Genomic DNA, 22,655 nt, shown 5'->3' with positions numbered 1-22,655 from the left:
TCTGGAAAACCCACCTGAGTGCAGCAAACACGCGGCAAAAAAAAGTCTGTGTTCGAAGGCTGAGCCTTAATGCAGGAAAAATTTGCATGGCACTTCTGGCCCTGTGTACGCTTCGCCCATGTGGCATTGCTTTTGGTTGTGGGTCTATTGGAATGCGCCAACAATTCAGGTGGCCGCTGCTGTTGTGCAGATGGTGGTCACAATTATCGGCGTTCCTTTGCTACTCCTGACATTGAGAGCGAACTCACGCGCGGCAAAGGCAGCGGCGGATTCAGCAGAAGCAGCACTGAAGAGCGCGGAGATTCTAGTCAACTCTGAGCGGCCTTGGTTGCTAGTCGAGTGGGAAGGCGATCTAATTCAAGGCTTCAGCTTTTGGCTTAGGAATGCAGGGAAGACACCCGCGAAGGTCATCTGGTTGGATCCCCTCATCACAGGGCAGCTGATAGCCATCGGCTCCACTCTTCCTGAGCCGCCACGATATGGTTATGGCTTCGCAGAAGGCGGCCAGCTTGTGAATGCGAGATGGATTGCTCCTGGCGGCAGAGATCAGATAGGACTCTTCGACAGCTTCGGCGTATACGGAAAGTTCGACGGCAGCAGCACGCATTTCGAAGCTGGCCTAAACCGCCTATTTCTGTATGGCGCAATTAAGTATGCGGATACGCTTACTGATCGGGAGCACAGGACACACTTCTGTTACCGGCTTGGCAACTATCAACTCTTCCTTGACGGGCCACCGGGTTACAACGAGCTGACGTGATCAGATGAGCCGAATCTCTTCAATCAAGCACAGACATGGCATCTGCAAGGTGGGATTTGTGCAGGTGCGCATATCGCGCTGACATCTGAATCGTTTTGTGTCCGGCTGCCTCCTGGATCACCTTGAGGCTGGCGCCCTTCTGAGCGAGGCGGGAACAGAACGTGTGCCTATTGTCATGCCAGCGGTAGTTCTCGATCTTCGCTGCTTTGAGTGCTGCCAGCCACCACTTTTTGTTGTCGGCAAGCCCAAACACGGATTCGGCAGGGGATTGGTTCGGCTTTTTGCTAGAGCGGTTCTTTCGCTTGAGGCGCATGGCGTCCAACTGCAAGAATGCAGCATGAACGCTTTTGATCATGGGGATGTGGCGTGTCTCGCCATTCTTTGTGTCTCTCGCCGTGATCATCTTGTGTTCCAGGTCTACGTCTGACCAGAGCAGCCCGTACTGCTCACTCTTGCGCATCCCCGTACCGATGGAAATGTCGAACTCAAGGATGTGGTGCAAGAGTCGGTTACGGATCCCCGGCTTCTGGGAAGGGCAGTCGTCTACTGCCTTCTGCAGCACCGCTCTGAGACGAGCTTCTTCCTCTGGCTTAAGCCAACGGATGACACCGCCGCCAACTCTTCTCAGCTTCACATCCCGAGCCGGGTTCGTCTCGACGTGTCCCCGTTCCTTGCCGTACCTAAAGATTGCTGACCAGGTGGTCTTGAGTCGGTTGATGGTGGCAGGAGCCCTGTCTTTCGCCATCTCGTCGAGCCAGTCTGCAATTTGCGGGGGACGGATCGACCCGGCCGGCAAGTCGCCAAAGGCTTCCTTGATGAGGCCGATCCGATAGGGCGGATTGCGTTGATCCTTGTATTCCAGAGGATGCGCCTTGATGTACCGGAGCCAGTCGTCACAGAGTTTGCCAAGGGTGACGGAGCCTCCAACCCTGTCCAATTCACCCAACGTCATGGCAGGGCGCTTCGCGGTCTGTGGGATGATCCCAGCGCCTGTGTTGCGGATGGTACGGGCTTTCTCGATGTATTCCTTCGCGTCCTTGTAGCTGCCAATCCTCTTGCGAACCAGCTTGCCGTTTACGCGGAGGCGGGTGTACCAGACGCCGCTTCCTGGGTTCTTTTCGTAGACACCTTCGACCTTCGCCTTCGGCTTTGCCATGAGGCGATGGTATACGCTCGGGGATACGCGGGGATACAAAATCGTCTGAGCGCGATTGCTTGTGTACAAGTGGTGATGCGCTGCTATGCAGACTGCATCAGCGATAATGTTCAGTAAATACGCAGTGTCTAGGGACATGCATGTGAGGGGTTGTGCTGCACGACGATGCATAGTCCTGAAGTGCCTAAGCGCCCTTTTAAGGCGCTGGTCCTGGGTTCGAGCCCCAGAGCTCTCACCACTAAATGAGGACTTACGGGCCAGCCGAGGGGCTGGCCTTAGTCTTGGTTACACCAGCGGGGACACCTCTGCTCCTGAACGAAGGAGCCCAGCCATTGAGGGCTGGGCTCGGCTGGAGGGAGGATGGAACGCTTAGGCTGCCCGCTTGTCTGGGCTGATCCTTCGCGGTGCGGAGTGCGAGCAAAGCGGTGGAGGTCTTCCCACGGCGATCATGGTGCCGGCTCCCAGCTTCCGGATCTTCAAATCGCCTTCAGCAATGAGGTAGGCAAACGGCGCGGAAACTGATGCCCAGGGCGGCAGCGGCGCCCTTGTGGGAGACGAAGATGGCGTCGATAGCAGAACGGCGGCAATGAGAGCATTGGTGTGCAGAGGTGTGCGTCATGAAGGCCCGTACCGCTCGGAAGACCCGGACGGCCATCATGGTGCTCACTTTGCTTCGCGAGAGGGTGTAGCCGGTTCATCCAAGAAAAGCAGCGACAACTCGTAAAGGAGGAAGAACGTTGCCGGTGACACCGATCAGGAAGGTGGGAGCTACCACGATGCCGGTTGTTCCTGGATGACCTGTAAGAGAACCAGCAGGTTGTCACCTCTGAGCTGACGCCTTTCTCTGGACCCGCCACGACCATCACGTTTGCCTACGAGGTGGACAGCGACAAACGCTCCGACACGCTGGAGGTTTTGTTGGCGGACCAAGGTACCTCTGCAGACTCCGTCACGAAGATCGCGTGGACACGTCCACATAGCTCTCCCACCGAGAACCCAGTCCTGAACGTTTTTCACAGTCTCGCCCGAGATTCGAGTTGCGGTATGTGGCTGCAGACAATGCATGGACTGCTTACGGCAAGGTTCACGCCATTGCTCGGGCTAGACAGGCTCTAGGCGCAAGGATTTGGCTGTTGAAGTGGCCGATCCTTCTCTCCTGCTCAGCTTGACTGTGCTCGTCGTGCCTTACCGCAAAAGCATTCCACTCACCCGGATCGCACGGTACTGCGCAGGCTACTTCGTCTCCGGCGATGACTATGGCGACTACATCCTGCATCTGAACGATGCTGGCGGCACCGGTCCCTGTGGTCGCCTTTCGCAGAAGTTCTCCGCCACTTACAGCGTGCTCACGAACACGACGACGTACACACTCTTTCTGTCGGAGCTACCCAACGACCCCAATCCGGTTGCAGGCGGAGGATGCGACATCAACCCCGGACTCTCAACTCTCGACCGTGCTAACAAAAGGTTGCAAGAACGGTCACGTGTTTGCCGGTGAGCATGGAATCTGGACTGGTCACGGAAACAACGTCAGCCTTGTCTACGGGGGGCAGTACTGGGGTGCGAGCATAGACGGCCTCAGCTTCATCTCGCCGAGTGGCAACATCTGCTTCGACGATGGGGCGAATAACAACTTGGTGGTGGGCATTGACTTTACGACAGCGTCTGCAGCAGTGCCGGTGAACGTTGTCCACCCCGGAGCAATCCAGCCTGGCTCTACTCGGCACCGGTGTCCTGGGTGTGATCGTTGCAGCACGTCGTCGCTTCGCTGCGTAGGTAAGCCGCACGGTGTACCACGGCAGCCCAGGGCATCGACCCTGGGCTTCCGTCGTCTCAACTTGGTGTCATCTGCCAAACTTCCCATAAGGGCGTTTACAGGTACTGATGTTGGCAGTTGGTGATCTGCTGGTCCTCCGCCCACCAGCCCCAATATGATCGGCGGCAATGCTGTACAAGAGCGTCGACGTGTGGAAACGAACAGCCGTGGGACTGACAAGGTACCAATGCTTCGAAACTCTTCCGGGGCGGAGGTATTGCGTGCAGAGCGCAGACAGCTACCCCGCCCCTTTCAAGGCAGCGCAAGAGGACTCGTGGCGAGAGCAGCAAGATCTCGAACTGCTCTTCGAGCAGGCGCCTGACGAACGCACCCAAACTTTTGCCACGATTGAAGAAGCCATCGCCGCTCACGAAGTCGACTTCCGACGAACTTAGGTACGCGTCTGAGATGCCGATTGTGCGTGGCTTCTTACAATGATGAGGAGTTGTTCAGAAAGCCCTCAGTACATCATCGCTTCGAAGGGATGACACCACATGCGATTCGATTGCCAGAGTCGCCTGAAGGGCCTGTTCTCATGTCATCTCCTCTCTCGTGGATAACGATTGACCCATCTCGGTTTGTAACCTGCAGTCGCGGATTGAGGCTCACTCATATTGGGGAGGCTGTATCTGAACCCAGCTCCAAATCGTACAAAGTGACCGTTCCGAGCGAATCTACGCCGCTCATGCGCACCGGCCAAAGCTGTCTGGGCGGGTACCCGCCACAAACTCCGCTACAGTTTGTCGTCGGTCAGCGGTTTCCGGGCAGCTTTGCGCTACGCTCGTCAACCGTGGTCCGAGGGGTACACAGGCTGCAAACGCATGGCTCAGTTCGGGGCAGCAATAAGGGTAGGAAGACCTTTGCAAACACTGACGGCGCGGACGGCTCGTTGTCTGTGAAACTCGGCGGTACTCCCCCATGAAAGGCATGGCGCCGGTCACGAAATGGTCGGGCCTTGGTCTCGATAGACGAGGAAGAAGCCGGCGGGGACAAGAAACACTGTGAGAACTACGGAGACGGTGAGGCCTCCGATAAGCGCCTGAGCCAAAGGCGCGTAGGCTTCGCTGCCTTCCCCGAGCTTGAGGGCCATTGGAAGCAGACCGATCCAAGTGGCCAAGGAGGTCATGAGGATGGGGCGGAGGCGTACCCGGCACGATGTGGTGATCGCTTCACGCACTGCCATGCCCTCTTTCATCAAGTGGTGAGCGAACTCCACGATCAGGATGCTGTTGGACAGTGCGATGCCGGCGAGCATGACGACACCCATCAGCGACATGACATTGAGTGTGGTGCCCCACAGCAGCAGGGCGACGATTACTCCTGTGATGCCCGGAGGGAGAGCCAGCAGAATGATAAACGGATCGATGAAGGAGCGGAACTGCGCCACGAGAATAAGAAAGAGCAGAAGAACCGACAGGGTGAGCCCGATAGCGAAGCTGCGGAACGACGCGTTCATCGAGTTCACGCTTCCGGTCAGGGTTACGTCGATTCCTTGAGGCGGATGTGCAGACGCAACAATCTGGTCGATCTGCCTGGCGATGCCGTTCAGGCTTTCTTTCTGTGGACGAACGTAGACGTCAACAAAGCGGCGGATCTGCGTGTGGTCCAGTTCCGTGGGTGCTTTGAACTGCTGGATGTCCGCCACCATATCCAGCCGGGTCGGTTGCGTGATGCCCCTGCCGTGCAGCGGGATCGCCTTCAGGTCTTCCAACGACTTGACCTGACCCTCCTTGTACTGAACGGTGAGGAAGTAATTGTTGCCGCTCTTTGGATCGATCCAAACGCTGGGCGCGATCATCTGGTTTGAGGTGAGCGCGGTGATGATGTTGGAGACGATCTCTTTCTCAGTCAGGCCAAGCTCGTCTGCGCGGGTGCGGTCTACCGCGATGCGGAGAGAGGGGTAGTCGATGTCCTGGGGGATGTATACGTCTGCGACTCCGGAGATGCGGCGTACCTTCTCGGCAATCGACTGGGCTGTCGCGTAGTCGTCGTTGATGTTGTTGCCTGCCACCCGGATATCGATGGGAGCGGGAGCGCCCATGTTGAGTACGCCATCGACAAGACTGCCGCTGGAGAAGAAGGTCTGCAGCTCCGGCATCTGGTTCGCCAGCGCGGACTTTACCCGGTCAATGTAGGCGTAGCTGCTGACCGAGTGATCCTCAGTGAGTGCTACCTGCGTGAATCCGGTGTGCGTCGCAGCATTCGGTGTGAAGAGGGCAGAGAAGCCAGGATCGACGCCGATATTCGTCACGGCCAGACCCATGTCGTGCTTGGAGACGATGCCGCGAACGATGCCCTCGATCTTTGCTGCTTCGGCTTCCGTTTCGGTCAGCTTGGTGCCCGAAGGTGCCTTGAAGTTGATAACGAACTGGCCGGCGTCGGTGCGGGGAAAGAATGACAGCCCGAGCAGAGGAAAAAGAAGAAGGCTCAGCAGGAACACGACACCAAACGCGGCGAGCACAAGTTTGGGAGCCTCGAGCACCTTGTTCACCGAGGCGTCGTAGCGGTGCAGCATGGCGTCAAAACCGCGCGTGAAGCTCGCGTTGAAGCGTGCACCAAAGCTTGGCCGCCTGGAGGGTGCCGCGCTGATTGCATGCTCCGCCTCCGCCGATTCGTGGACAACATCACCATGCGGACTCTTGATGAAGCGTGCGCAAAAGAGTGGGACCACGGTGAGTGCGACGAAGTAGGAAGCGAACAGCGAAATGACAACGGCCAGCGCGAGTGCCGAGAAGAGAAACCGGCTCACACCGTACAACATGGTGACGGGAAAGAAGACAACCACCGTGGTGAGCGTGCCTGCAAGTACCGGCAGCGCGACTTCCTGGCCGCCTTTTTCTGCAGCCACCACCGGCGCTTCGCCGCCCTCCAGGTGGCGGAAGATGTTTTCGAGGACCACAACCGAGTTGTCGATCAACCGGGACAGCGCAAGAGCCAGTCCACCCAGGACCATGCTGTTGATGGAACTGCCCGTGAGCTTCAGAACAAAGAAGGTAGTGAGCAGCGAAAGGGGAATGGAGAAGAAGACGGCCAGGGTCGCCCGCATGCTGCCAAGGAAAACCAGGATCATCAGGCAGGTGAGGAACAGACCGATGCCGCCCTCATGCAGCAGCGTTGTAATGGCGGTCTTCACAAAGCGCGACTGGTCGAAGACGACCAACGTCTTGAGCGAGGCCGGAACGTCATATAGCTTCTTGAGCGTCGCGCGGACACCCTCCACGATCGAGATCGTGTTAGCGTCGGCTCCCGCCTTAAAGATCGGCAGGTACACGGCACGCTGGCCGTTCACGCGCACCACGTTGAACTGCCTGCTGAAGGAGTCCTGCGCGGTCGCGACGTCACCGACGCGCACCGGCGATTGCCCAACCATCTTGAGCGGAAGCTGCGCGATGTCGCTTGCGCCGCCCAGCATGGAGTTGGTGTAGAGGTCATAGTCGTTCCGCCCGATCTCGACATCGCCCGCGGGCAGAATGACGTTGGCGTCGTTCACGGCGCGCACCACATCCATCGGGCTAAGCTGGTTGGCCTCGAGCTTGTAGGGATCGGCGTAGAGCATGATCTGCCGCCAGCGCCCGCCGAAGGGCTGCGGAACCGATGCTCCCGGCACGTTTGCAAGCTGGTTGCGAACGAAGTTTTGCCCCAGATCCTTCAGCTTGCTCTCGTCCAGTCCTGAACCGGAGAGCGTCACCAGGTTCACAGGAATACTCGCTGCGTCCTGCTTGAGGATGACGGGCGGATACGTGCCCGGAGGCATGTCGCGCAGATCGCTCATGGCGAGCGAGGAGATGGTTGCCGCATCGGCGTCCGCGTCCGTACCCGCGCGAAAGTAGACGCGGATCAGGCTTACACCGGGAAGCGAGCGCGACTCCATGTGATCGATGCCGCTGGCCAGGGTGAACTGGCGCTCCAGGTGGTAGGTGATATTGGTTTCGATCTGCGCGGGTGGCATTCCCGAGTAGAAGGTGGCTACCGCAACGACAGGTAAGTTGACGGCCGGGAACATGTCCACGGGCATATCCGCGGCGCTGACCGTACCCAGAATCATCATGACCAGGCAGAGCACAACGATCAGGTAAGGGTTACGTATGGAGAATCCTGACATCTTCCTCGCTCTTTCCGGTGTTGCTGAGCCTTAGCCGTGGCTCGCGTCGTTCTCGTAGGTAGCAAGGTGCGCTTTCACCTGTTCTCCCTCAGCCAGGCCGGTATGCCGTCCAACAATGACCTGGTCGCCTGGTTGCAAGCCGGAAAGAACCTCAAGCCGCGTTGCTGTCTGCAGGCCTGTCGTCACTTGCGCGACATGAACCACGCCGCCACGGACCACATACGCCTGCTCGGCACTTGTGCCCAGCCCATCCACGGCATCGATCGGAACGCTCATCACGTTGGGCCGGTCCGCAAGGTGCAGGTGAACCTCCGCGTACATGCCCGGCAGCAAACTGCCGTCCGCATTGGGCACGTCCACCTGCGTGTCCATGGTGCGGGTCGACATCTGCACCGATCCGGCGTAGCGCGAGATTTTGCCGTGCAGTTGGCGCGGCGGGTTGGTCACGGTCACGTCGACTGGCTGGCCGTCTTTGACCTCGGCTGCATCGGTCACGGGAACCGGCAGCGTGAGGCGCAGGACGTTGTACTGCGCGAGCCGGACGACAGGCATGGCCTGGGTTTGGGACGAGATCCCTGCCTGGATCATGGATCCCGTGTTCGCATAGCGCTTCGTCACGATGCCATCGAAGGGCGCCCGGATCGTTGCGTACTGTGCCATCGCTCCGGCGCGTGCAAAGTCCGATGCGGCGGCGGACCGTTGCTCCTGCGCAGCCAGCAGAGCTGATTTTGCGCTGGCCAGTTGGGCGGCCGCTTCCGCACTTCGCGACCGGGAGACGTCGACGTCCTGCCGGGGCACCAGGCCCTTGTTTTTGGTGGCGACATCGTTGATGCGCTGGTACGAGAGTTGCGCGATATCTGCAGCAGCCTGGGCGCGTTGCACACCCGCCTGCGCGGAGACAATGTTTGCCTCCGCAGCAGCCAAGCCGGCTTTCGCTTTCTGAACGTCTTGCTGGATTTCCGGCACTTCGAGCGTCGCCAGAACATCGCCTGCGCGGACGTGCGATCCCAGGTCGACGCGGATGCTGCGCACGTAGCCGGCCACCTTGGCCATCACGTCCACTTCCTGGAACGGCTGGAACTCCGCAGAAAGGACAACGTTGTTCTGCAGCGTGGCCGGACCGACCACTGCGACCGGCACCACGGGAAGCTCTGCTGGAGGCGGTGCGCTGGACCGGCACGATGTGAGAAAGCTGACGCAGCAAGCAGTCGACAGACTGATGGCCACAGCGCGGCCTGTACGGTTCACGTGGTGAGTCCTTTCAGTTAAGCAGCCCAGCGGCGAAGTCGAGCTCGGCCCGACGCGAGAGATAGGTGTAATTCGCATCTGCAACAGCGATCTCCGCGGATGTTTCGTTGACCTGCGCTTCGTTCAGCTCGACGATGGTTCCGAGCCCCGCGTCGTAACGGGCCCGCGCAAGCCGCAGGGCTTCCTTGCTTTGCGCCACCAGGCGATCTGTCACCGCAAGGCTCTGGTATGCCTCGTTGGCGCGCTGCCAGCTGTTCCGAACCTGCTCCGTGATCTCCAGGTGCAGCTCCGCAACATCGCTGCTTCGGGCGCGGGCCTCCGATTCGGCTTCCGCTCTGCGCGCCGTGAACAGGCCGCCGTTGAAGATCGGGATGTTCAAATTGAAGCCAGCAGCGGCATAGCTGTCGTGCAGGGTGTGGTCGCGAAAGGGGATGTCGCCAGCGGCGGCTCCAACGGTCAGCGTTGGATACTGTAAACGCTTTTCGGCTGTTGCAAACTGCTGCGCCGACTTCTGCTGCGCTTCCGCAATCCCGAGATCGGCGCGTTGCGATTGCGCCTGCGACTGCAACGCATCCGGAGCGGGTGGGAGCGGCCCCGGCATCGCGGATTCAGCAAGTGGTGCCGTGATGGTCTTCGACACGCCCATTGCTGTAGTCAGGTGCGCTCTTTGCTGTGCGACGACACTTTGGGCGCGGACAACCGCCAGATCCGCTTCGCTGGCGAGCACCTCGGCAAAATTCACGTCTACCGTGGAACGCAGTTCGCTCTGTGCCAGTGCGTTCAACTGTTGGGCTACAAGGTGACGATTGCTCTGTGCCGCTTGCGCGGCGTGCAGCACGGCCTCGGCACCGAGTACCTGGTAGAACGCCGCGCGGACGTTCAAACGCACCTGCGCTTTCGTCAGCGTCGCTGCGCTTTCCTGTGCCTGTTCGTTGTACCGGGAACTGCTGACCAGGGCACTGGTACGTCCGAAGTCCGTCACCAATTGGGTAAGCTGGCCGCCATAGGCAAAGCGGTTGGAGAGTGCCGAAGTGGTAAGGGCACCTGCAGCGGTGGAGGTGCCCGTATCCGCTACGCGCACACCGGTCGCATTGAAGGCTGCAGTCGGCAGATATGCCGACCGCGTCTGGCGCACTCGGGCGGCAGCGGCATTGGCACGCGCCTGCGCTGCCTGCAGTCGCGGTTGGTTGGCCAGGGCAATGCTCTCAGCCTCTGCAAGCGTCAGTGGCGTTGTTGCCACCGGGAAGGAAGCGGGGTTCTGGCCGGCATACAGCAGGGTCGCAGGAGATTGGAACAGGAGAGCAGCAGCAAGAATTTTGGGACAGAGCATCAGGAGATGACCCGCTCCTTGGAGGCGACGCGTTTCAGGATCTGCGTTGGGTGCGCCTCGATCATCCCGTCTGTCACCAGATCCAGCAGCGCCGGGAGAATTGATTCCACCTTCTCTTGCGCTTCCACGAAGAAGATGACAACGGGAAGATGCAGCCCTGCCACGTCGTGTTCGTCTGCCTTATGCAGTTGACCATGAGAGCCATAGCCGGCGAAGGCGTGAAGAACCGTTGCGCCCCCAATGCCGACCTCTTTCTGCCGCAGAAAGGTCAGGATTTCGTCGCGCAGAAATCCTTGCGGAGAACCCGTATCTTGGTTCAGGTAAATGGTCACCTTTGTTGCAGGTCCGACTGCCAGCATGTGCCTCCTCAACGTTGAGAGATCGCTTTGCCCGGTCAGGCCTCAGTCCTGCAGCGACTCAAGAAGGGCTGTGCTGTGCTTATCGATCGCAGGGCTGACGTGAGTGGAGCTAAGGCCGATCTGGGAGTCGGTGTACGAGGTCAAAGAGATATCTCCGAAGCCGTAAAGACCGCACGCCGATGCTGAAAAGCGCGATACCGGCTGTTCGGTATTTCCAGGCTTGCACGTCACAGCACCGCCGCCTGCCGCAAGCAGATGCGCGAACTGGCCGCCTTTTTTGTTGTAGCCAATAACGTCGCCATTCTGGTTGCGGATTTCGCTTTGCGAGGGCACCAGCAGGTCGCCGCCAACCTGCGTCGTAGTTCCGAGCGAATCAAGGTCGGTGGATTTCGCCTCCCATGCCGCTTGACTCGCGAAGGGATCAGCCAGCGCTCGCAAGGCAACGTGCAGAGGCACAGCCTGACCTTGAGCATCAAGAGAGTCAATCTGGATCTCGAGAGTTCCGGCAACCTGCGTGGCGTAGGGCGTTTTGTCATACTGAAACGGCTTCGAAGCCAGCACGTGACCTTTCACGAGCGATCCCGAAGGCACCTCACGGCCATCGCTCAGGCGAACGGCCTGCGTCGTTCTTGCCTGAACGGGATCGCCGGGCCGGGCGTGTGCAGCGCTTACCGTCCTGGTGAACACAATGGGGAGGGCTGCATCATCGGGCAGGTGTGCCATACTTCCGGCGTTCCCCCCACCCTGGGCGGGCAACGCACCACCAACGGCGAGTGCAACCAGAGCGATGCGAAGAGCTGTCATAAGAGGTCCTCCGTCTGTATTCACAAGGAGTGGACCATCTTCGTTCCTTACAGAACTCTGACAACTTTCTGACAAGTAGGGATCGCCAGAGCGGCAGGTCGAACGCTTGCCTATGATCCAGAGGAGAGGAATTCCTTGGGAAACGCAGCGCACAGGTCGCACGTTCTGATCGTGGAAGATGACGCCAAGTTGGCGTCAGCCCTCGTCTCTGGAATCGAGGCGGAAGGATACGCTGCATCGCTGGCCACTTCCGCAGAGGAGGGCTTTTTCCTGCTGCACAGCGGACGGCCCGACTTGATGATTCTGGATGTCACGCTGCCCCAGCGCAGCGGTATCGATCTCTTACGACAGTTGCGGAAGGAGCGCGTCGACGTGCGCGTTCTGATGCTGACCTCGCACAACACGATAGAAGATCGGGTAGAAGGCCTGAGGACGGGCGCGGACGACTACCTGGGAAAGCCATTTTCTTTCCCGGAACTGCTGGCGCGCATTGAGGCCCTGCTCCGCCGGACGTTGCCCCAGGAGAATTCGCATGAGGTCAGGGTCGCCGATCTATGTCTGAACACGAAGTATCGCACCGGAACGAGAGCCGGTTCGACTCTTGAATTGTCGCAGCGTGAGTTCGACCTGCTGCTTTATCTGGCAGAGAACGCGGGCCGAATCGTGTCGCGTGAAATGTTGGCACGCGATGTGTGGAAGGAGACCTCGCGCTTTACTCCGCTGGACAACGTCATCGATGTACAGATTGCGCGCCTGCGCAAGAAAATCGACGACAGCCATTCAGTCAAGCTACTGCAGACGGTGCGGGGACTTGGCTTCGCCTTGCGGGAGCCGCAGGCATGAACTGGCTGCTTGCAAAGCAGATTCGCGGCCGGCTGACTGCTTGGTACGTTGGGGTGCTGGCGGCGATCTTGGCCACTTACCTGGTTGTAGTGTTTCTGTTTCAGTACCGCATCGTAGCGAGCCAGATCTACCACGATGAGGTGCAGGACGTGGAGACGGTCGAAGGCCTGTTGTATTTCGAGAGCAACGGCAAACTGCAATTGCAACAGAACTACTTCAGCCGCCCGCAGTCACATCTGCTGATCGATCGCTTGATGGAGGTTCGGGATCTGTCTGGGGCAGTGCTTTATCGAACGCCGAATCTGGGAGGGGTCTCGCTGGGTGGATCGACGATGCCGGGCGAAGGAGACTCGAGCTTCAACCAGCGTATTGTCCGCATGCCGGACGGTTCGCACGTGTCACTGATCAGCCATTTGCACACGTTGCAAGGGCACGTGCTGCTTATTCGGCTTGGCTATAGCCTGGTGCCGTTCCATCAGCGAATGAAGCAGTTTCTCGGCATCCTGCTGCTAGCCTTTCCGGTGGCGTTGATCCTCGCTGGCATCGCAGGCTACCAGATCGCCAAGCGCGCTTTCGTTCCCCTGGAAGAGATGGCGCGCAAAGCGAAACAGATCACTGCCAGCAACCTGCATGACCGTTTGCGTATCGCCGATGCGAACGACGAACTAGGACACATGGGGCAGGCCTTCAACGAACTACTCGACAGGCTTGAGCAAGCATTTCAACAGCTGAACAGCTTCACCGCAGACGCCGCGCACGAGCTTCGAACGCCGCTTGCTGCAATCCGCGCGGTAGGCGAAGTCTCACTGCAACAGCCCGCGACGAGTGAGCGTGGTAAAGAAGCGGTGGTCAGCATGCTGGAGGAAGCCTCCCGCTTGGACGAGACGATCAGCGGCCTGCTTCTGCTGGCCCGGGCAGAAAGGGCGGGAGCAGTCGGACCCAACCGATTTTCTCTAGTGGACGTTGTACATGAGGTCGCGGAGGTACTAGAGGTCCTTGCGGAAGAACGCCGCATCCGGCTCGTTACAAGTGTTCGCGACGAAGAGCACAACGCCGTTGTTACGGGCGATCGAAGCCTGATCCGCAGCGCGATCATGAACGTGGTTCACAATGCAATCAAGTTTTCTCCCGTCGATTCCACGGTGCAGATTACGTACTCCGTTTCCGACACCGCGTCCAGAACGATCGAGGTGGTCGTTCAAGATCAAGGTCCGGGCATCCCATTAGCGGAGGTGGATGCAGTGTTCGGCCGCTTCTACACTGGTTCAAGTAAGAACGGGCATGAATCCCAGTCCACCGGACTCGGCTTGTCTATCGCGAAGCTGGTTGTCGAAAGATCTGGAGGGGAGATCCGATTTGACAGGCACACGCAGACCGGTGCTCGCTGTGTAATCCGATTGCCGGCACACCACCTGCGTGAAACGAGCTGAGAGGTGTTCCGTGTGCTGGAAGGCTGGTGCCGGATCAAAGCTTTGGCAAAGCGAGCGGCCCCTAGTGACACCAAGCGGACGTTTTCTCTCTGCTAGTCTGAGAGGCATTAAGTGCAAAGTACCTCAGCCTGTGTAGCGGTTCAAGTCCCTTCACGAGAAGTGGTCAGTCCCAAGCCATCCAAGCCAGACGCAATCTAGCGTTAGGGAGACAGAACCGATTTTGCTCAGCTCCAGAATGCAAGTAGTAGCTGAACAATCGATCTTTGGCGGCTGAAATTTGGGCCCACGAAGAGAATAGTCTCTCGGCGAAGGTGTGCACCGACTGCTGGCTCGCCAAGTCCAACGGTTCCGAAGCGCACCTTCGCTGAGGAAACTTCACGCTGTATCCGGGCTACAGCAGAGGCACCCTTGTCCGTCGTACGAGCCGTGAGGAAAACGCTTCCACACCGCACGGCTATGCTGCGCCACTGAGGGTTCGCGTTCGTCCTGGCGGGACCGTTGCATGTATGCAAACAGGGTCGGCGCTACACGCTCCAACGTTGCGTGACGAGGTGCATCGGGTCATGTCAGCGCGCTAACTGTAAGCCTCCCGCCAAGTGCAAGACAGCCGACAGGGCAGAGTCGGCGATTACGCTTCGGTTGCGGCGCTCCAGAAAGAGGCAAAGCCGGCCGCTCTGTACTTATCCGCCCGACCCGCATCCTGAATCATGCATAACATGGTCGCGTCTGCAATGGAGACGAACAGTGCCTATGCGAACGTCCGTGGCAGGGTATGAAGTCTGCCGGATGCGATCACTTCCAGGACAGTGGGCATCACGAGTATGCTCTCAGAACCTGCTGCCTTGATTGCTCCGTGATGCGATCGGACATGGTGAGCTGCGTCAGAGCTTGATCCTTGACGGATTACGCGGCGCCCCAGGAAAGCTATCCATTCCACAGGTGCTCTGCTCGCTTCTTCAGCGAACTCTTCGTCGGAAACGGCTCTGTGAGCGATCGCTTCATATCGCTTTTGATCGCGAGGTACACCTCGTTTAGCAGTGTGTCCTTGTCCGCGAAATAGCGGAACAGCGAACCTTCATCAACCTTGGCAGCTTTCGGGATGCTCGCAGTGGATGCCGACACACCTTCCTGGGCGATCTTCTGAATCGCTGCCTGGATGATCTCCGTGCGTTTGTCGCCTACCTTAAGGACGCGGCATCACCTTCCACTCTAATGGACTATGGAAAGGGATCTGGTGGCCGTCACGCTTCTGGTGTGTTTTCAGACCCTGCCTAAACAAAAGGCGCGCAAAGACAATCATTGGAGCCCGTGCCGAAAATGAGCGGTCCTGATAAGTCGGATCCTCGTCACTCACGACAGGGGATCGTGGAAATGACAGAGCCGCGCAAAGCGTGGAGCGGTGAAGCTGTCCCAACCTTTAGCGTTCCTTGGAAAACTCCGATGCTGCCGGCGTCTCCCACATTCCCCGAGCCCTCGGCGGCGGCTTTGTACAAATGAGAAAAAAAGAAAGCGGTAAATTCAGGACGGAAGAAAGGCCGGTCGGCTGCCCTAGAAATTGCTCAGACCTAGCCCTTTGCCTCCGGGCAGGTCGGGTGAAATGCTCGCCTTATGGCCGTCTGTTGCGGTGAGTTGGATCGCTTGCGGGCCCTGGGCGCCTCTTGGAAGATCGACCGCATGTCCGACGATAAGCTTTGAGCATTGGTCCGCGTGATGTAATCACGCCCGTTCTGGTCGTAGAGCACACCCTTGTACTTCTCCCCTGGCTCCGTGACGGCGATGTAGAGACTGGCGACAAACTCGCGGTCTTTACCTCGCTGAGATGGTTCAGGGCTTCGCGCATGGCCTTCACGCGCTGCGGGTCGACCGCCTCTGCGATGAATCGCTCCATCATTCCGTGCACGCCGTTCGTCTGGGCGATGCTGGCCTCCATGATCAGTGTTGCGTTCCTATGCTGAGGTCCACGCGATGGCCTGCGCGCTCTGCACGCTGCTCCAGGAACAACCGCTGCGTGCGGCCGTTGACTTCGGGGAGGTGTGAAGTTGGTTTAGCTCTCCGTGCAGCTGCGCCAGCGCCGGTACGAAGTCTTCGCGCGAGAGTCCGCGGAGATGATCGTTGTCGGCCAACTTCCCGAGATGCGGCGGGCTCCCCTTTCGATCTTCGCGGATGGCGTGAAGGCATAGGCTTTGCCGCCCTCGTATTCCTGCTTGTCTGCGTCGAAGTTCTGGCCTGGCTGTCCAGCCCACGCATAAACGTCTTGGAAAAGTCGGCGGTTGATCTCCTTCCAGTGGACAAAGTCGAATCGACCCTCTACCGGGTGCTCTCTTCTGTTCAGTGAGACGGAAGCTCACGTTGCTGCTCGCGTTCTTTCAGCACATCAGCAGAACGGGCACAGAGCAGATAGTGGAGGGTGCCCGTTCGCAGATCGATCGCGCCCAGCGCCGTCCCTCCACCCGTTCGCGCAACGGTGCTGGTTCCACGTCCGTCGGTATTGCTGGAAAGCTCGTGCGTGGTCATGGCGACGGACTGGCGGTTGAGCTGCAGGCTGACCAGCACGAGGGACAACTCGGCCGCACCGCTGAGTCGGCCTGCGGACTTGGCGGCAACGACACACTCGGTCAAGGGCGTTCCGGTCGGGATCGCGACGGTCGCACCCGAGAGCACATTTGCGGAAAAACTGTTCCTTGGAACGTGTCGCCAGCCTTGGCGGTTTTGTGTCGATCTCACCATTCAGGCGAATCGGGATCGTCGTACCTGCCGCAAGCATGGTGGCCTTGGCCGGAGGTACTGCTGAATTACCCCCGATCGGGGATTGTTGATCACCATCTTGATACCGGGAAGATTCACATAACTTTGCAACAGCTCTACGGGGTGGCTTTCACCAACTCGCTCGAGGACACCGCGATCATGTTGCGCAGGGCGGCAGGCGTAAGCACCTCAAGGCGCTTCAGCTCAGCCAGCTTCTGATCTTTGCTTTCGGTGGCCTCACAACGCGTGTGCTCGATGCAATCGAGCGCCGCGAGGCCGATCTCCGCCGTTCGTGCTACAGACCGAGATACGGGAACCAACTCCGCCGTGAGTTCATTGTTGCTCATCCAAGCCGCTTCGTCAGCATCCAAATGAGACCACCGCGTCAGCAACTGGCGTGCTTCCACGTGCTCTGCAGTCGTCGCGGTACCCGTAGCAATGGCGTGGGCCAGAAGGGCGAAATGACGGGCCGCAGTGCTTTCAGCTGGTATCGCATCAACCAAGTGGATCAGCGGACGGAACTCGTCGTAGCTCTGCCCCGGCAAACTCTCGCGCTGATAGTCGAGCGGCGGCTGCACAATCGCGCCCAGTGCAAGCAGGTGATCGACCGCGGTCGTATTGGCTATTCGCTCCACCATGGGCGTCAGCACACCGCCGTTCTGAATGCCTTGGAGACGTAATTCGTGCGAGATCCAATCCAGCCGCGTGTACATCGTGCTCACATCCCGGTTCGCCTGCGGCGACCAGAGGCGTTCGGCGATCGCTGCGAGGCGAGGCCAAATACGATTGCTTAGGGTTTCCGGCGAGATGTACTCAGTCCACTCCGTTGCCTCGCCGCCCAGAATGGCTGTTTCCTGCTGAGGGGACAGGCGCTCCGGCACCACTTCGCCCCGTGCGGTGGGATCTCGCTGATCGGGTGAAGGGAGCACAGCCGGATCGACCAGATAGTGCTGCCCGGCAGGCTGGTTCAGGTCGATGTAGTACCCGGCAGACAGAATGCCGCGGTAGCCTCGCGAGACCGCCTGGAACAAACTGCGTTGTCCGCGCCAAGACTGGATGACCACGTTTTTCGGCGTGTCGGGTTGCAGGATTTCGTCCCATCCCACCGGGATTTTTCCGTGTTTGGTGACCAGTTGCTGCACTCGGCCCGTGAAGTATGCCTGCAACGCCGCATTGTCCTTGAGGCTATGCGCTTTCATGAACGAGTGAACATGCGGCGTTGCATCCCACTGCTTGCCGTCGCATTCATCCCCACCGATGTGGAAGTAGGCGTCGGGAAACAGAGCAGCCATCTCTGCCACGAAGCTATCCAGGAATCGGTATACCTCTTCCTTGGTCGGGTCCATGGCAGGATCCTGCCTGGGATCGGGATGCTCCCATTCCTCCGCCGTGATGTGGTGTAAGACTCCGTAAGGGCCCGGCATAGCCGCTAGCTCCGGATACCCCACGAACCACGATTTCGCATGGCCGGGCATGTCGAACTCCGGCACGACGCGAATGCCGCGGTCGCGAGCGTATTCGATGACCTCGCGAATCTGCTGCTGCGTGTAGAAGTGTCCGTCAGAACCCATGCCCTGGAGCTTTGGATAATGCAGGCTCTCTACGCGGAATCCTTGATCGTCGCTCAGGTGCCAGTGGAGAACATTCATCTTGACCATCTCCATGGCGTCTAACTCTTCGAGCACGTTTGCGATTGGCTGGAAGTGCCGCGACGAATCCAGAAGGAGCCCGCGCCAGGGAAAGCGTGGCTGGTCGCGGACGAGTGTGTTGTCCACTACGAATCCGCTCTGACCCAGGTGGATGAGCTGTAGGAAGGTCTGCATCCCTCGCAGCACGCCCAAGGTGTTCGGTGCGGTCAACGTTGCTCCAGTCGTGCTCACCTTCAGTACGTAAGACTCATCCTCTCCCAGCTCCTGCACGGCCTTGCTGGCTCCAGCGGTGCTTACGGTCAATGCAAGATGCTTTCCGTCTGACTGCGGAAGAAAGCTGATCCCGGTCTTGCGAGCGATGCGCTGCTGAAGACGCTGTGCAGCGCGCTCGAGCCTCGGCTCGCGATAACCGGTGAGTACCACCTGAAAGCCTGCGTCGATCTGCATGGAACCGGTGCCAGTCGTCCATGACGCAGGCAGAGGCATGAGTGCTGGAACCGTGACGTTTTGCCGGAGAGGCGAAGCAGACGCGGGCGGGACCGACGCCTTGCTTTGCCCCGCCGCAGTGTGTCCCAGCATGGGTGCCGACATGGTCAGCATGAGGATTTGGCTGAGGAGGGACGAAGAGTGGAACTGCTTGGCTCGGAGAAATCCTGGCATGGGCACCGCTGACCTCATGGATAGCAAGACTAAGTTGTGGTGTTCCCAGTAGCGTACCTGCTCAGCGCTGTCGGTCGGCAAGTTTGCTCATAGCCAAGCGCACCGCGCCGATGAGCTGTGCATCGCGATCCAGCCCGCTCGCGCCCAGCACGGGAGTACTGCGATGCGAGCGCCTTTGCAGCGCCGCACGTACGGCGGAAAGATACATTGGGTTCGTGCCAACACTGCCGCCCATCACGACCAACGGCACATTGAGCACGAGCGCCATATTGTGAATGGCGTAGGCAAGGGGAGTTGCGCACTGCTCCACAATCGACTGTGAGAACTCGTCACCGTTCCGCGCGAGTTCGAAGATTTCTGCCGTCGTTACCTCTGGCGATTGCTTCATACCCCTTGCACTGCAATGTTCCCCCCACACCGTTCGGATCCCTTCGCCACCCGATACTCGCTCCAGCGCGCCCGGTATGCCGGGTGCATCGGGTGCCTCACTTGTGCCCGGGACCACCATGTAGCCGATCTCACCGGCTAGCCAATCTTTACCGCGCAACAACGCACCACGCAGCATGATGCCCGCGCCAATCCCGGTGCCAACCGCAAGAAAGACGAAGTCGGTTTCACCTTTCGCTGTACCGGCCCAACCTTCCGCAAGGGTCGCGAGATTCACGTCGTTGTCGATGGCGGCGGGCACATGCAGAGCTTCTTCCAGGAGCCGGGCCAGCGGCACATCCTTCCAGCCAAACAGGTAGGAGGTAGCGACGACGACGCCGTTGTCCACGTCCGTGATGCCGGGCGCGCCTGCTCCGATGCAGCGGAGATGCTGCCGACCCAGGCCCTGTTCCTGCAGCATGATGTCCGCACCATCCACAATCTGCCGCAACACGTCTTCTGGATTACGGGTGCCCACCGTCGTAGTGCACAAACGCGACACGATCCTGCCCTTTCGCGATGCGAGCGCAAGCCGGAGGTTCGTGCCACCGATGTCAACGCCAAGCACGTAGCCCTGGGTCGCAGGAGCCAGAGAATGTCGTATGGTTTCCGTTGCGTGCTGCATCGTGCGGGAATCCTTAGTGGCTCGGTTCAAGTTGATCGTAGGCGGGCGCGTCGGCCGTCGGCGCAAAGCTGATGCTCTCCAGCTCGCGGCCCATCGTCTCTGGCACTCCGAAGCGAACAAACACCAGAGTCACCAGACAGAACAGGGCAAAGAGAGCGAAGGTCGCAGGGCTACCGACGGCGTGAATTAGCGAGAGGAATGTGAGCGAGACCGCAGCGTTTGCCAAGCCGGAGCCAAGCGTTGCCGCAGCCACACCTCGGCCGCGAACGCGTTGCGGGAAGACTTCTGAGACCAGGATCCACGCGATCGGCCCCAAGCTGGCGGCAAAGCACAGGATGTAGGCGATAAGCGAGACGATAGCGACGGTGCCCAGGAGCCTGCCCGAAGCGGAGTGGAAGGCGAGAGAAATTGCCACGAGCGAGACCATCATCCCGCTCACGCCGCCATACAGAAGCGGCTTTCGCCCGATGCGGTCCACAAGCGCCAGTGCGATCAAGGTCGCCAGGACATTCACCGCCGCGACCACAAAGGTCGCAAGAATGTCGCTCTGATCTGAACCGAATCCCGCCATGGCGAAGATCTGCGGCCCGTAGTAAATGATCGTGTTAATGCCGGTGATCTGCTGCAGCACAGTAAACGAGACCGCAATTGCCAGCGGCTTGCGAATGCCGGGGCTCCACAGCGAAGCCCACCTCTGATCGAGCTTGGCAGCCACGCTCTGTCGGATTTCCTGCAAGAGCCATGTTGCCGCGGGCTCGGCCGCGTAGCTGCGGATGACAGCTGCTGCCTCCTCAAAGCGCTGCTTCGACGCGAGCCAGCGTGCACTCTCTGGAACGCTTAGGACCAGCATGAGAAAAAGAATGGCCGGCGCCGCGCCGATGCCGAACATGAGCCGCCAGGCTTTCTGGCCAGAAAGAAAGTATCCGACCAGATTCGCAATGGCGATGCCCAACGTAAGAGCGAGCTGGTACAGGCCGATGAGCCCACCGCGGGATTGTGGTGGCGCCAACTCGGAAACGTATACCGGCGCGGTCACCGAGGTGAAGCCGATTGCCAGGCCTAGTACCGCACGCGCAACAATCAGGACGCCGACATTCGGAGAGAGAGGCGCCAGCACTGAACCACACACAAAAATCAGCGCAGCCTGCACCAGAGTCTTCTTGCGACCGATGCGATCGGCAACGGTGCCGCCAAGCAGCGCACCCAGCATTGCGCCCAGAAGTACGACGCTCACCACCGCCTCTTCCATCCCTGCGCTCAGGTCGAAGGTGTTGCGCACGTAAAGAAGGGCAGCAGCGATGATGCCCATGTCATAGCCGTACAGCAAGCCACTCAGAGCAGCGATGACGGAAACACGAAGCACAAAGCTCCGGTCAACGTTCCAATGCGGTACGTTTGTCTCCGTCATAGCGCTCCATTCTGCAACCAGCACGCACTCTGGCACTTCCTGCTACTGCTTGACTTTATAATGAAGAATTAGGAACGGCATAGAAGAAAAGGTGAGCCGCACATGAGCGATGCGAAGCCAGTTCGGTGGATCGCAGGCGTTGAACCCGCGCCGGAGTTGTTGCGTGCCACGGGCACGGAGATCCTGGAGCTGGAGTGTCGCCAGCAGCCCGAAGTTCTGCAGGCGCTCCTGCAGAGCTATCGCAGCGATCCGCAGATCACGGAAGAGCTCAAATGGTTCCGCACTATTGCCGTGGATCGCCCAGGTCCTATTCTGTTGATCGGCATGGGAGCGTCCTTTTGCTCGTCGATCAGCGCATCTGCGCTCCTGCAATCCAACGGACGGCCCGCGTTTTCGGTGGACGCGGGCGAGTGGTTGCATTTCGGTCTGCCCGCCTGGTACGGGCAAAGTCTGTCGGTGCTTCTCACTACGTCCGGCGAGAGTGCGGAACTGGTCAAGCTGTTCCAAGTCGGTGCGGGTCGGCCCATGGGGCTCATCTGCAACAACCCTGCGAGCACCTGCTGGGAGTTAGCGAGGCATCGGCTGCCGATTATCGCGGGCCCCGAATACGGCAACGCGACGAAAACGTATACGAACAGCACGGCGGCAGCCATCATCATGGCTTCTGAGATCCTGGGTGTTCCGTGGCAGAGCGATGCCGAGCATGCGGTGGCAGTCTTCGCTCGCGCCCTCCAACCGATCTTCAGCATGCGGCAGGAGCTCGATGGCTTCTGTGCCGGTGCGGCCAATATCGAGATTGTGGGCCGGGGTGCAGGCTACGGAGCCGCGGTGATGAGCGCGCTGTGCATCCGCGAGATGAGCGGGTTCCGCGCAGCGCCACATACCGGAGCAGGCTTTCGGCATGGCCCTAATCTTGATGTAGACGCATCTCACTTGGCTATCATTCTGGCGCTGGGCCGCGCGCCGGAGCTTGGCCTCAAACTTGCGGAGGAGTGTATTCGCCGCGGCGGCAAGGTCATCCTGGTCTCGTCACAGCAGCATCGTCGAACCGAGCAGCTTCTCCCCGTGCACATTGAATCCGTGGCGGAGCCGTGGGAGGGGATTACCTCGTTGCTGGTGCCCCAGGCGCTGACACTGGCGATGGTGGAGCGCATGGGATGCCGGTTGCCGCCACGCTTTCAGTACGGCGTCATGGAGCAATAGTTTCCGGCTCACCGTACGTCCGTCTCAGCGCTGCAGCAGTCGTCTGGGCCGCGGTCTGTCGCCTGTACTTTCGCGCTTGGTGGCCGTACCC

Annotated in this window: 18 protein-coding genes; 6 read left to right on the top strand and 12 right to left on the bottom strand. The window is 59.5% G+C overall.

The genetic code is table 11. From position 1 onward, the window contains the following. The first annotated feature begins 103 nt into the window (after positions 1–103). Complete coding sequence (locus OHL12_RS05355) at positions 104–760, top strand: hypothetical protein (protein WP_263412793.1); 657 nt, start codon at positions 104–106, stop codon at positions 758–760. Positions 761–779: 19 nt separating this feature from the next. Here the strand turns inward: OHL12_RS05355 and OHL12_RS05350 are convergent, their stop codons facing one another. Beyond that, entirely contained in the window at positions 780–1,916 is a 1,137-nt protein-coding gene (locus OHL12_RS05350; RefSeq protein WP_263412792.1) for a tyrosine-type recombinase/integrase, read from the bottom strand. A gap of 1,126 nt (positions 1,917–3,042) precedes the next feature. On the opposite strand from OHL12_RS05350, the gene OHL12_RS05345 reads away from it, so the two are divergent. Then, complete coding sequence (locus OHL12_RS05345) at positions 3,043–3,414, top strand: hypothetical protein (RefSeq protein WP_263412791.1); 372 nt, start codon at positions 3,043–3,045, stop codon at positions 3,412–3,414. 188 nt (positions 3,415–3,602) lie between these two features. Continuing rightward, positions 3,603–3,692 carry a PEP-CTERM sorting domain-containing protein gene (locus OHL12_RS17385; RefSeq protein ID WP_399260790.1) on the top strand — a complete coding sequence of 30 codons (90 nt, stop codon included), beginning with the start codon at positions 3,603–3,605 and terminating at the stop codon, positions 3,690–3,692. A 508-nt stretch (positions 3,693–4,200) separates the two neighbouring features. Here the strand turns inward: OHL12_RS17385 and OHL12_RS05340 are convergent. The 6 genes from OHL12_RS05340 to OHL12_RS05315 form a co-directional block, all read right to left on the bottom strand. Continuing rightward, complete coding sequence (locus OHL12_RS05340) at positions 4,201–4,341, bottom strand: superoxide dismutase family protein (RefSeq protein ID WP_317889804.1); 141 nt, start codon at positions 4,339–4,341, stop codon at positions 4,201–4,203. Between the two features lie 328 nt (positions 4,342–4,669). Then, complete coding sequence (locus tag OHL12_RS05335; RefSeq protein WP_263412790.1) at positions 4,670–7,834, bottom strand: efflux RND transporter permease subunit; 3,165 nt, start codon at positions 7,832–7,834, stop codon at positions 4,670–4,672. A 30-nt stretch (positions 7,835–7,864) separates the two neighbouring features. After that, positions 7,865–9,082 carry an efflux RND transporter periplasmic adaptor subunit gene (locus tag OHL12_RS05330; protein ID WP_263412789.1) on the bottom strand — a complete coding sequence of 406 codons (1,218 nt, stop codon included), beginning with the start codon at positions 9,080–9,082 and terminating at the stop codon, positions 7,865–7,867. Between the two features lie 13 nt (positions 9,083–9,095). Further along, positions 9,096–10,412 carry a TolC family protein gene (locus OHL12_RS05325; RefSeq protein ID WP_263412788.1) on the bottom strand — a complete coding sequence of 439 codons (1,317 nt, stop codon included), beginning with the start codon at positions 10,410–10,412 and terminating at the stop codon, positions 9,096–9,098. Continuing rightward, a complete protein-coding gene (locus tag OHL12_RS05320; RefSeq protein WP_263412787.1) occupies positions 10,412–10,771 on the bottom strand; it encodes a DUF190 domain-containing protein in 360 nt (119 codons plus the stop codon). The genes OHL12_RS05325 and OHL12_RS05320 overlap by 1 nt, the downstream gene beginning before the upstream one ends. A gap of 42 nt (positions 10,772–10,813) precedes the next feature. Further along, on the bottom strand, positions 10,814–11,575 hold the full coding sequence (locus OHL12_RS05315) for a hypothetical protein (protein ID WP_263412786.1): 762 nt from the start codon (positions 11,573–11,575) through the stop codon (positions 10,814–10,816). A gap of 135 nt (positions 11,576–11,710) precedes the next feature. Here OHL12_RS05315 and OHL12_RS05310 point away from each other — a divergent pair, with 135 nt between their 5' ends. Beyond that, complete coding sequence (locus OHL12_RS05310; protein ID WP_263412785.1) at positions 11,711–12,418, top strand: response regulator transcription factor; 708 nt, start codon at positions 11,711–11,713, stop codon at positions 12,416–12,418. Beyond that, a complete protein-coding gene (locus tag OHL12_RS05305) occupies positions 12,415–13,848 on the top strand; it encodes an ATP-binding protein (RefSeq protein ID WP_263412784.1) in 1,434 nt (477 codons plus the stop codon). The genes OHL12_RS05310 and OHL12_RS05305 overlap by 4 nt, the downstream gene beginning before the upstream one ends. Before the next feature lie 924 nt (positions 13,849–14,772). On the opposite strand, the gene OHL12_RS05300 is transcribed toward OHL12_RS05305, so the two are convergent. The 5 genes from OHL12_RS05300 to OHL12_RS05280 all read right to left on the bottom strand — a co-directional run bounded on the left by OHL12_RS05300 (position 14,773) and on the right by OHL12_RS05280 (position 21,361). Further along, positions 14,773–15,006 (bottom strand): TetR/AcrR family transcriptional regulator, encoded by a 234-nt coding sequence (locus OHL12_RS05300; protein WP_263415081.1) that lies wholly within the window; start codon positions 15,004–15,006, stop codon positions 14,773–14,775. A gap of 1,170 nt (positions 15,007–16,176) precedes the next feature. Further along, positions 16,177–16,467 carry a hypothetical protein gene (locus OHL12_RS05295; protein WP_263412783.1) on the bottom strand — a complete coding sequence of 97 codons (291 nt, stop codon included), beginning with the start codon at positions 16,465–16,467 and terminating at the stop codon, positions 16,177–16,179. 242 nt (positions 16,468–16,709) lie between these two features. Next, complete coding sequence (locus tag OHL12_RS05290; RefSeq protein ID WP_263415080.1) at positions 16,710–18,902, bottom strand: beta-N-acetylhexosaminidase; 2,193 nt, start codon at positions 18,900–18,902, stop codon at positions 16,710–16,712. A 61-nt stretch (positions 18,903–18,963) separates the two neighbouring features. After that, entirely contained in the window at positions 18,964–19,953 is a 990-nt protein-coding gene (locus OHL12_RS05285) for an ROK family protein (RefSeq protein WP_263412782.1), read from the bottom strand. Positions 19,954–19,966: 13 nt separating this feature from the next. Then, positions 19,967–21,361 (bottom strand): sugar porter family MFS transporter, encoded by a 1,395-nt coding sequence (locus OHL12_RS05280; protein ID WP_263412781.1) that lies wholly within the window; start codon positions 21,359–21,361, stop codon positions 19,967–19,969. Positions 21,362–21,463: 102 nt separating this feature from the next. Between OHL12_RS05280 and OHL12_RS05275 the strand changes: the two genes are divergently transcribed. Further along, a complete protein-coding gene (locus OHL12_RS05275) occupies positions 21,464–22,564 on the top strand; it encodes an SIS domain-containing protein (protein WP_263412780.1) in 1,101 nt (366 codons plus the stop codon). The last annotated feature ends 91 nt before the right edge of the window (positions 22,565–22,655 follow it).

The organism is Terriglobus aquaticus, assembly GCF_025685415.1.
GTDB classification, from domain to species: domain Bacteria; phylum Acidobacteriota; class Terriglobia; order Terriglobales; family Acidobacteriaceae; genus Terriglobus; species Terriglobus aquaticus.
The sequence above is the reverse complement of the archived record's forward strand: the minus strand, read 5'-3'. Positions and strand labels throughout refer to the sequence as shown.

What these genes read in the sequence shown, in the direction of transcription:
- OHL12_RS05305 (WP_263412784.1), top strand. Translation starts at nt 12,415, where the DNA reads ATGAACTGGCTGCTTGCAAAGCAGATTCGCGGCCGGCTGACTGCTTGG.
- OHL12_RS05320 (WP_263412787.1), bottom strand. Translation starts at nt 10,771, where the DNA reads ATGCTGGCAGTCGGACCTGCAACAAAGGTGACCATTTACCTGAACCAA.
- OHL12_RS05335 (WP_263412790.1), bottom strand. Translation starts at nt 7,834, where the DNA reads ATGTCAGGATTCTCCATACGTAACCCTTACCTGATCGTTGTGCTCTGC.
- OHL12_RS05350 (WP_263412792.1), bottom strand. Translation starts at nt 1,916, where the DNA reads ATGGCAAAGCCGAAGGCGAAGGTCGAAGGTGTCTACGAAAAGAACCCA.
- OHL12_RS05280 (WP_263412781.1), bottom strand. Translation starts at nt 21,361, where the DNA reads ATGACGGAGACAAACGTACCGCATTGGAACGTTGACCGGAGCTTTGTG.
- OHL12_RS05275 (WP_263412780.1), top strand. Translation starts at nt 21,464, where the DNA reads ATGAGCGATGCGAAGCCAGTTCGGTGGATCGCAGGCGTTGAACCCGCG.
- OHL12_RS05285 (WP_263412782.1), bottom strand. Translation starts at nt 19,953, where the DNA reads ATGCAGCACGCAACGGAAACCATACGACATTCTCTGGCTCCTGCGACC.
- OHL12_RS05290 (WP_263415080.1), bottom strand. Translation starts at nt 18,902, where the DNA reads ATGCCAGGATTTCTCCGAGCCAAGCAGTTCCACTCTTCGTCCCTCCTC.
- OHL12_RS05315 (WP_263412786.1), bottom strand. Translation starts at nt 11,575, where the DNA reads ATGACAGCTCTTCGCATCGCTCTGGTTGCACTCGCCGTTGGTGGTGCG.
- OHL12_RS05325 (WP_263412788.1), bottom strand. Translation starts at nt 10,412, where the DNA reads ATGCTCTGTCCCAAAATTCTTGCTGCTGCTCTCCTGTTCCAATCTCCT.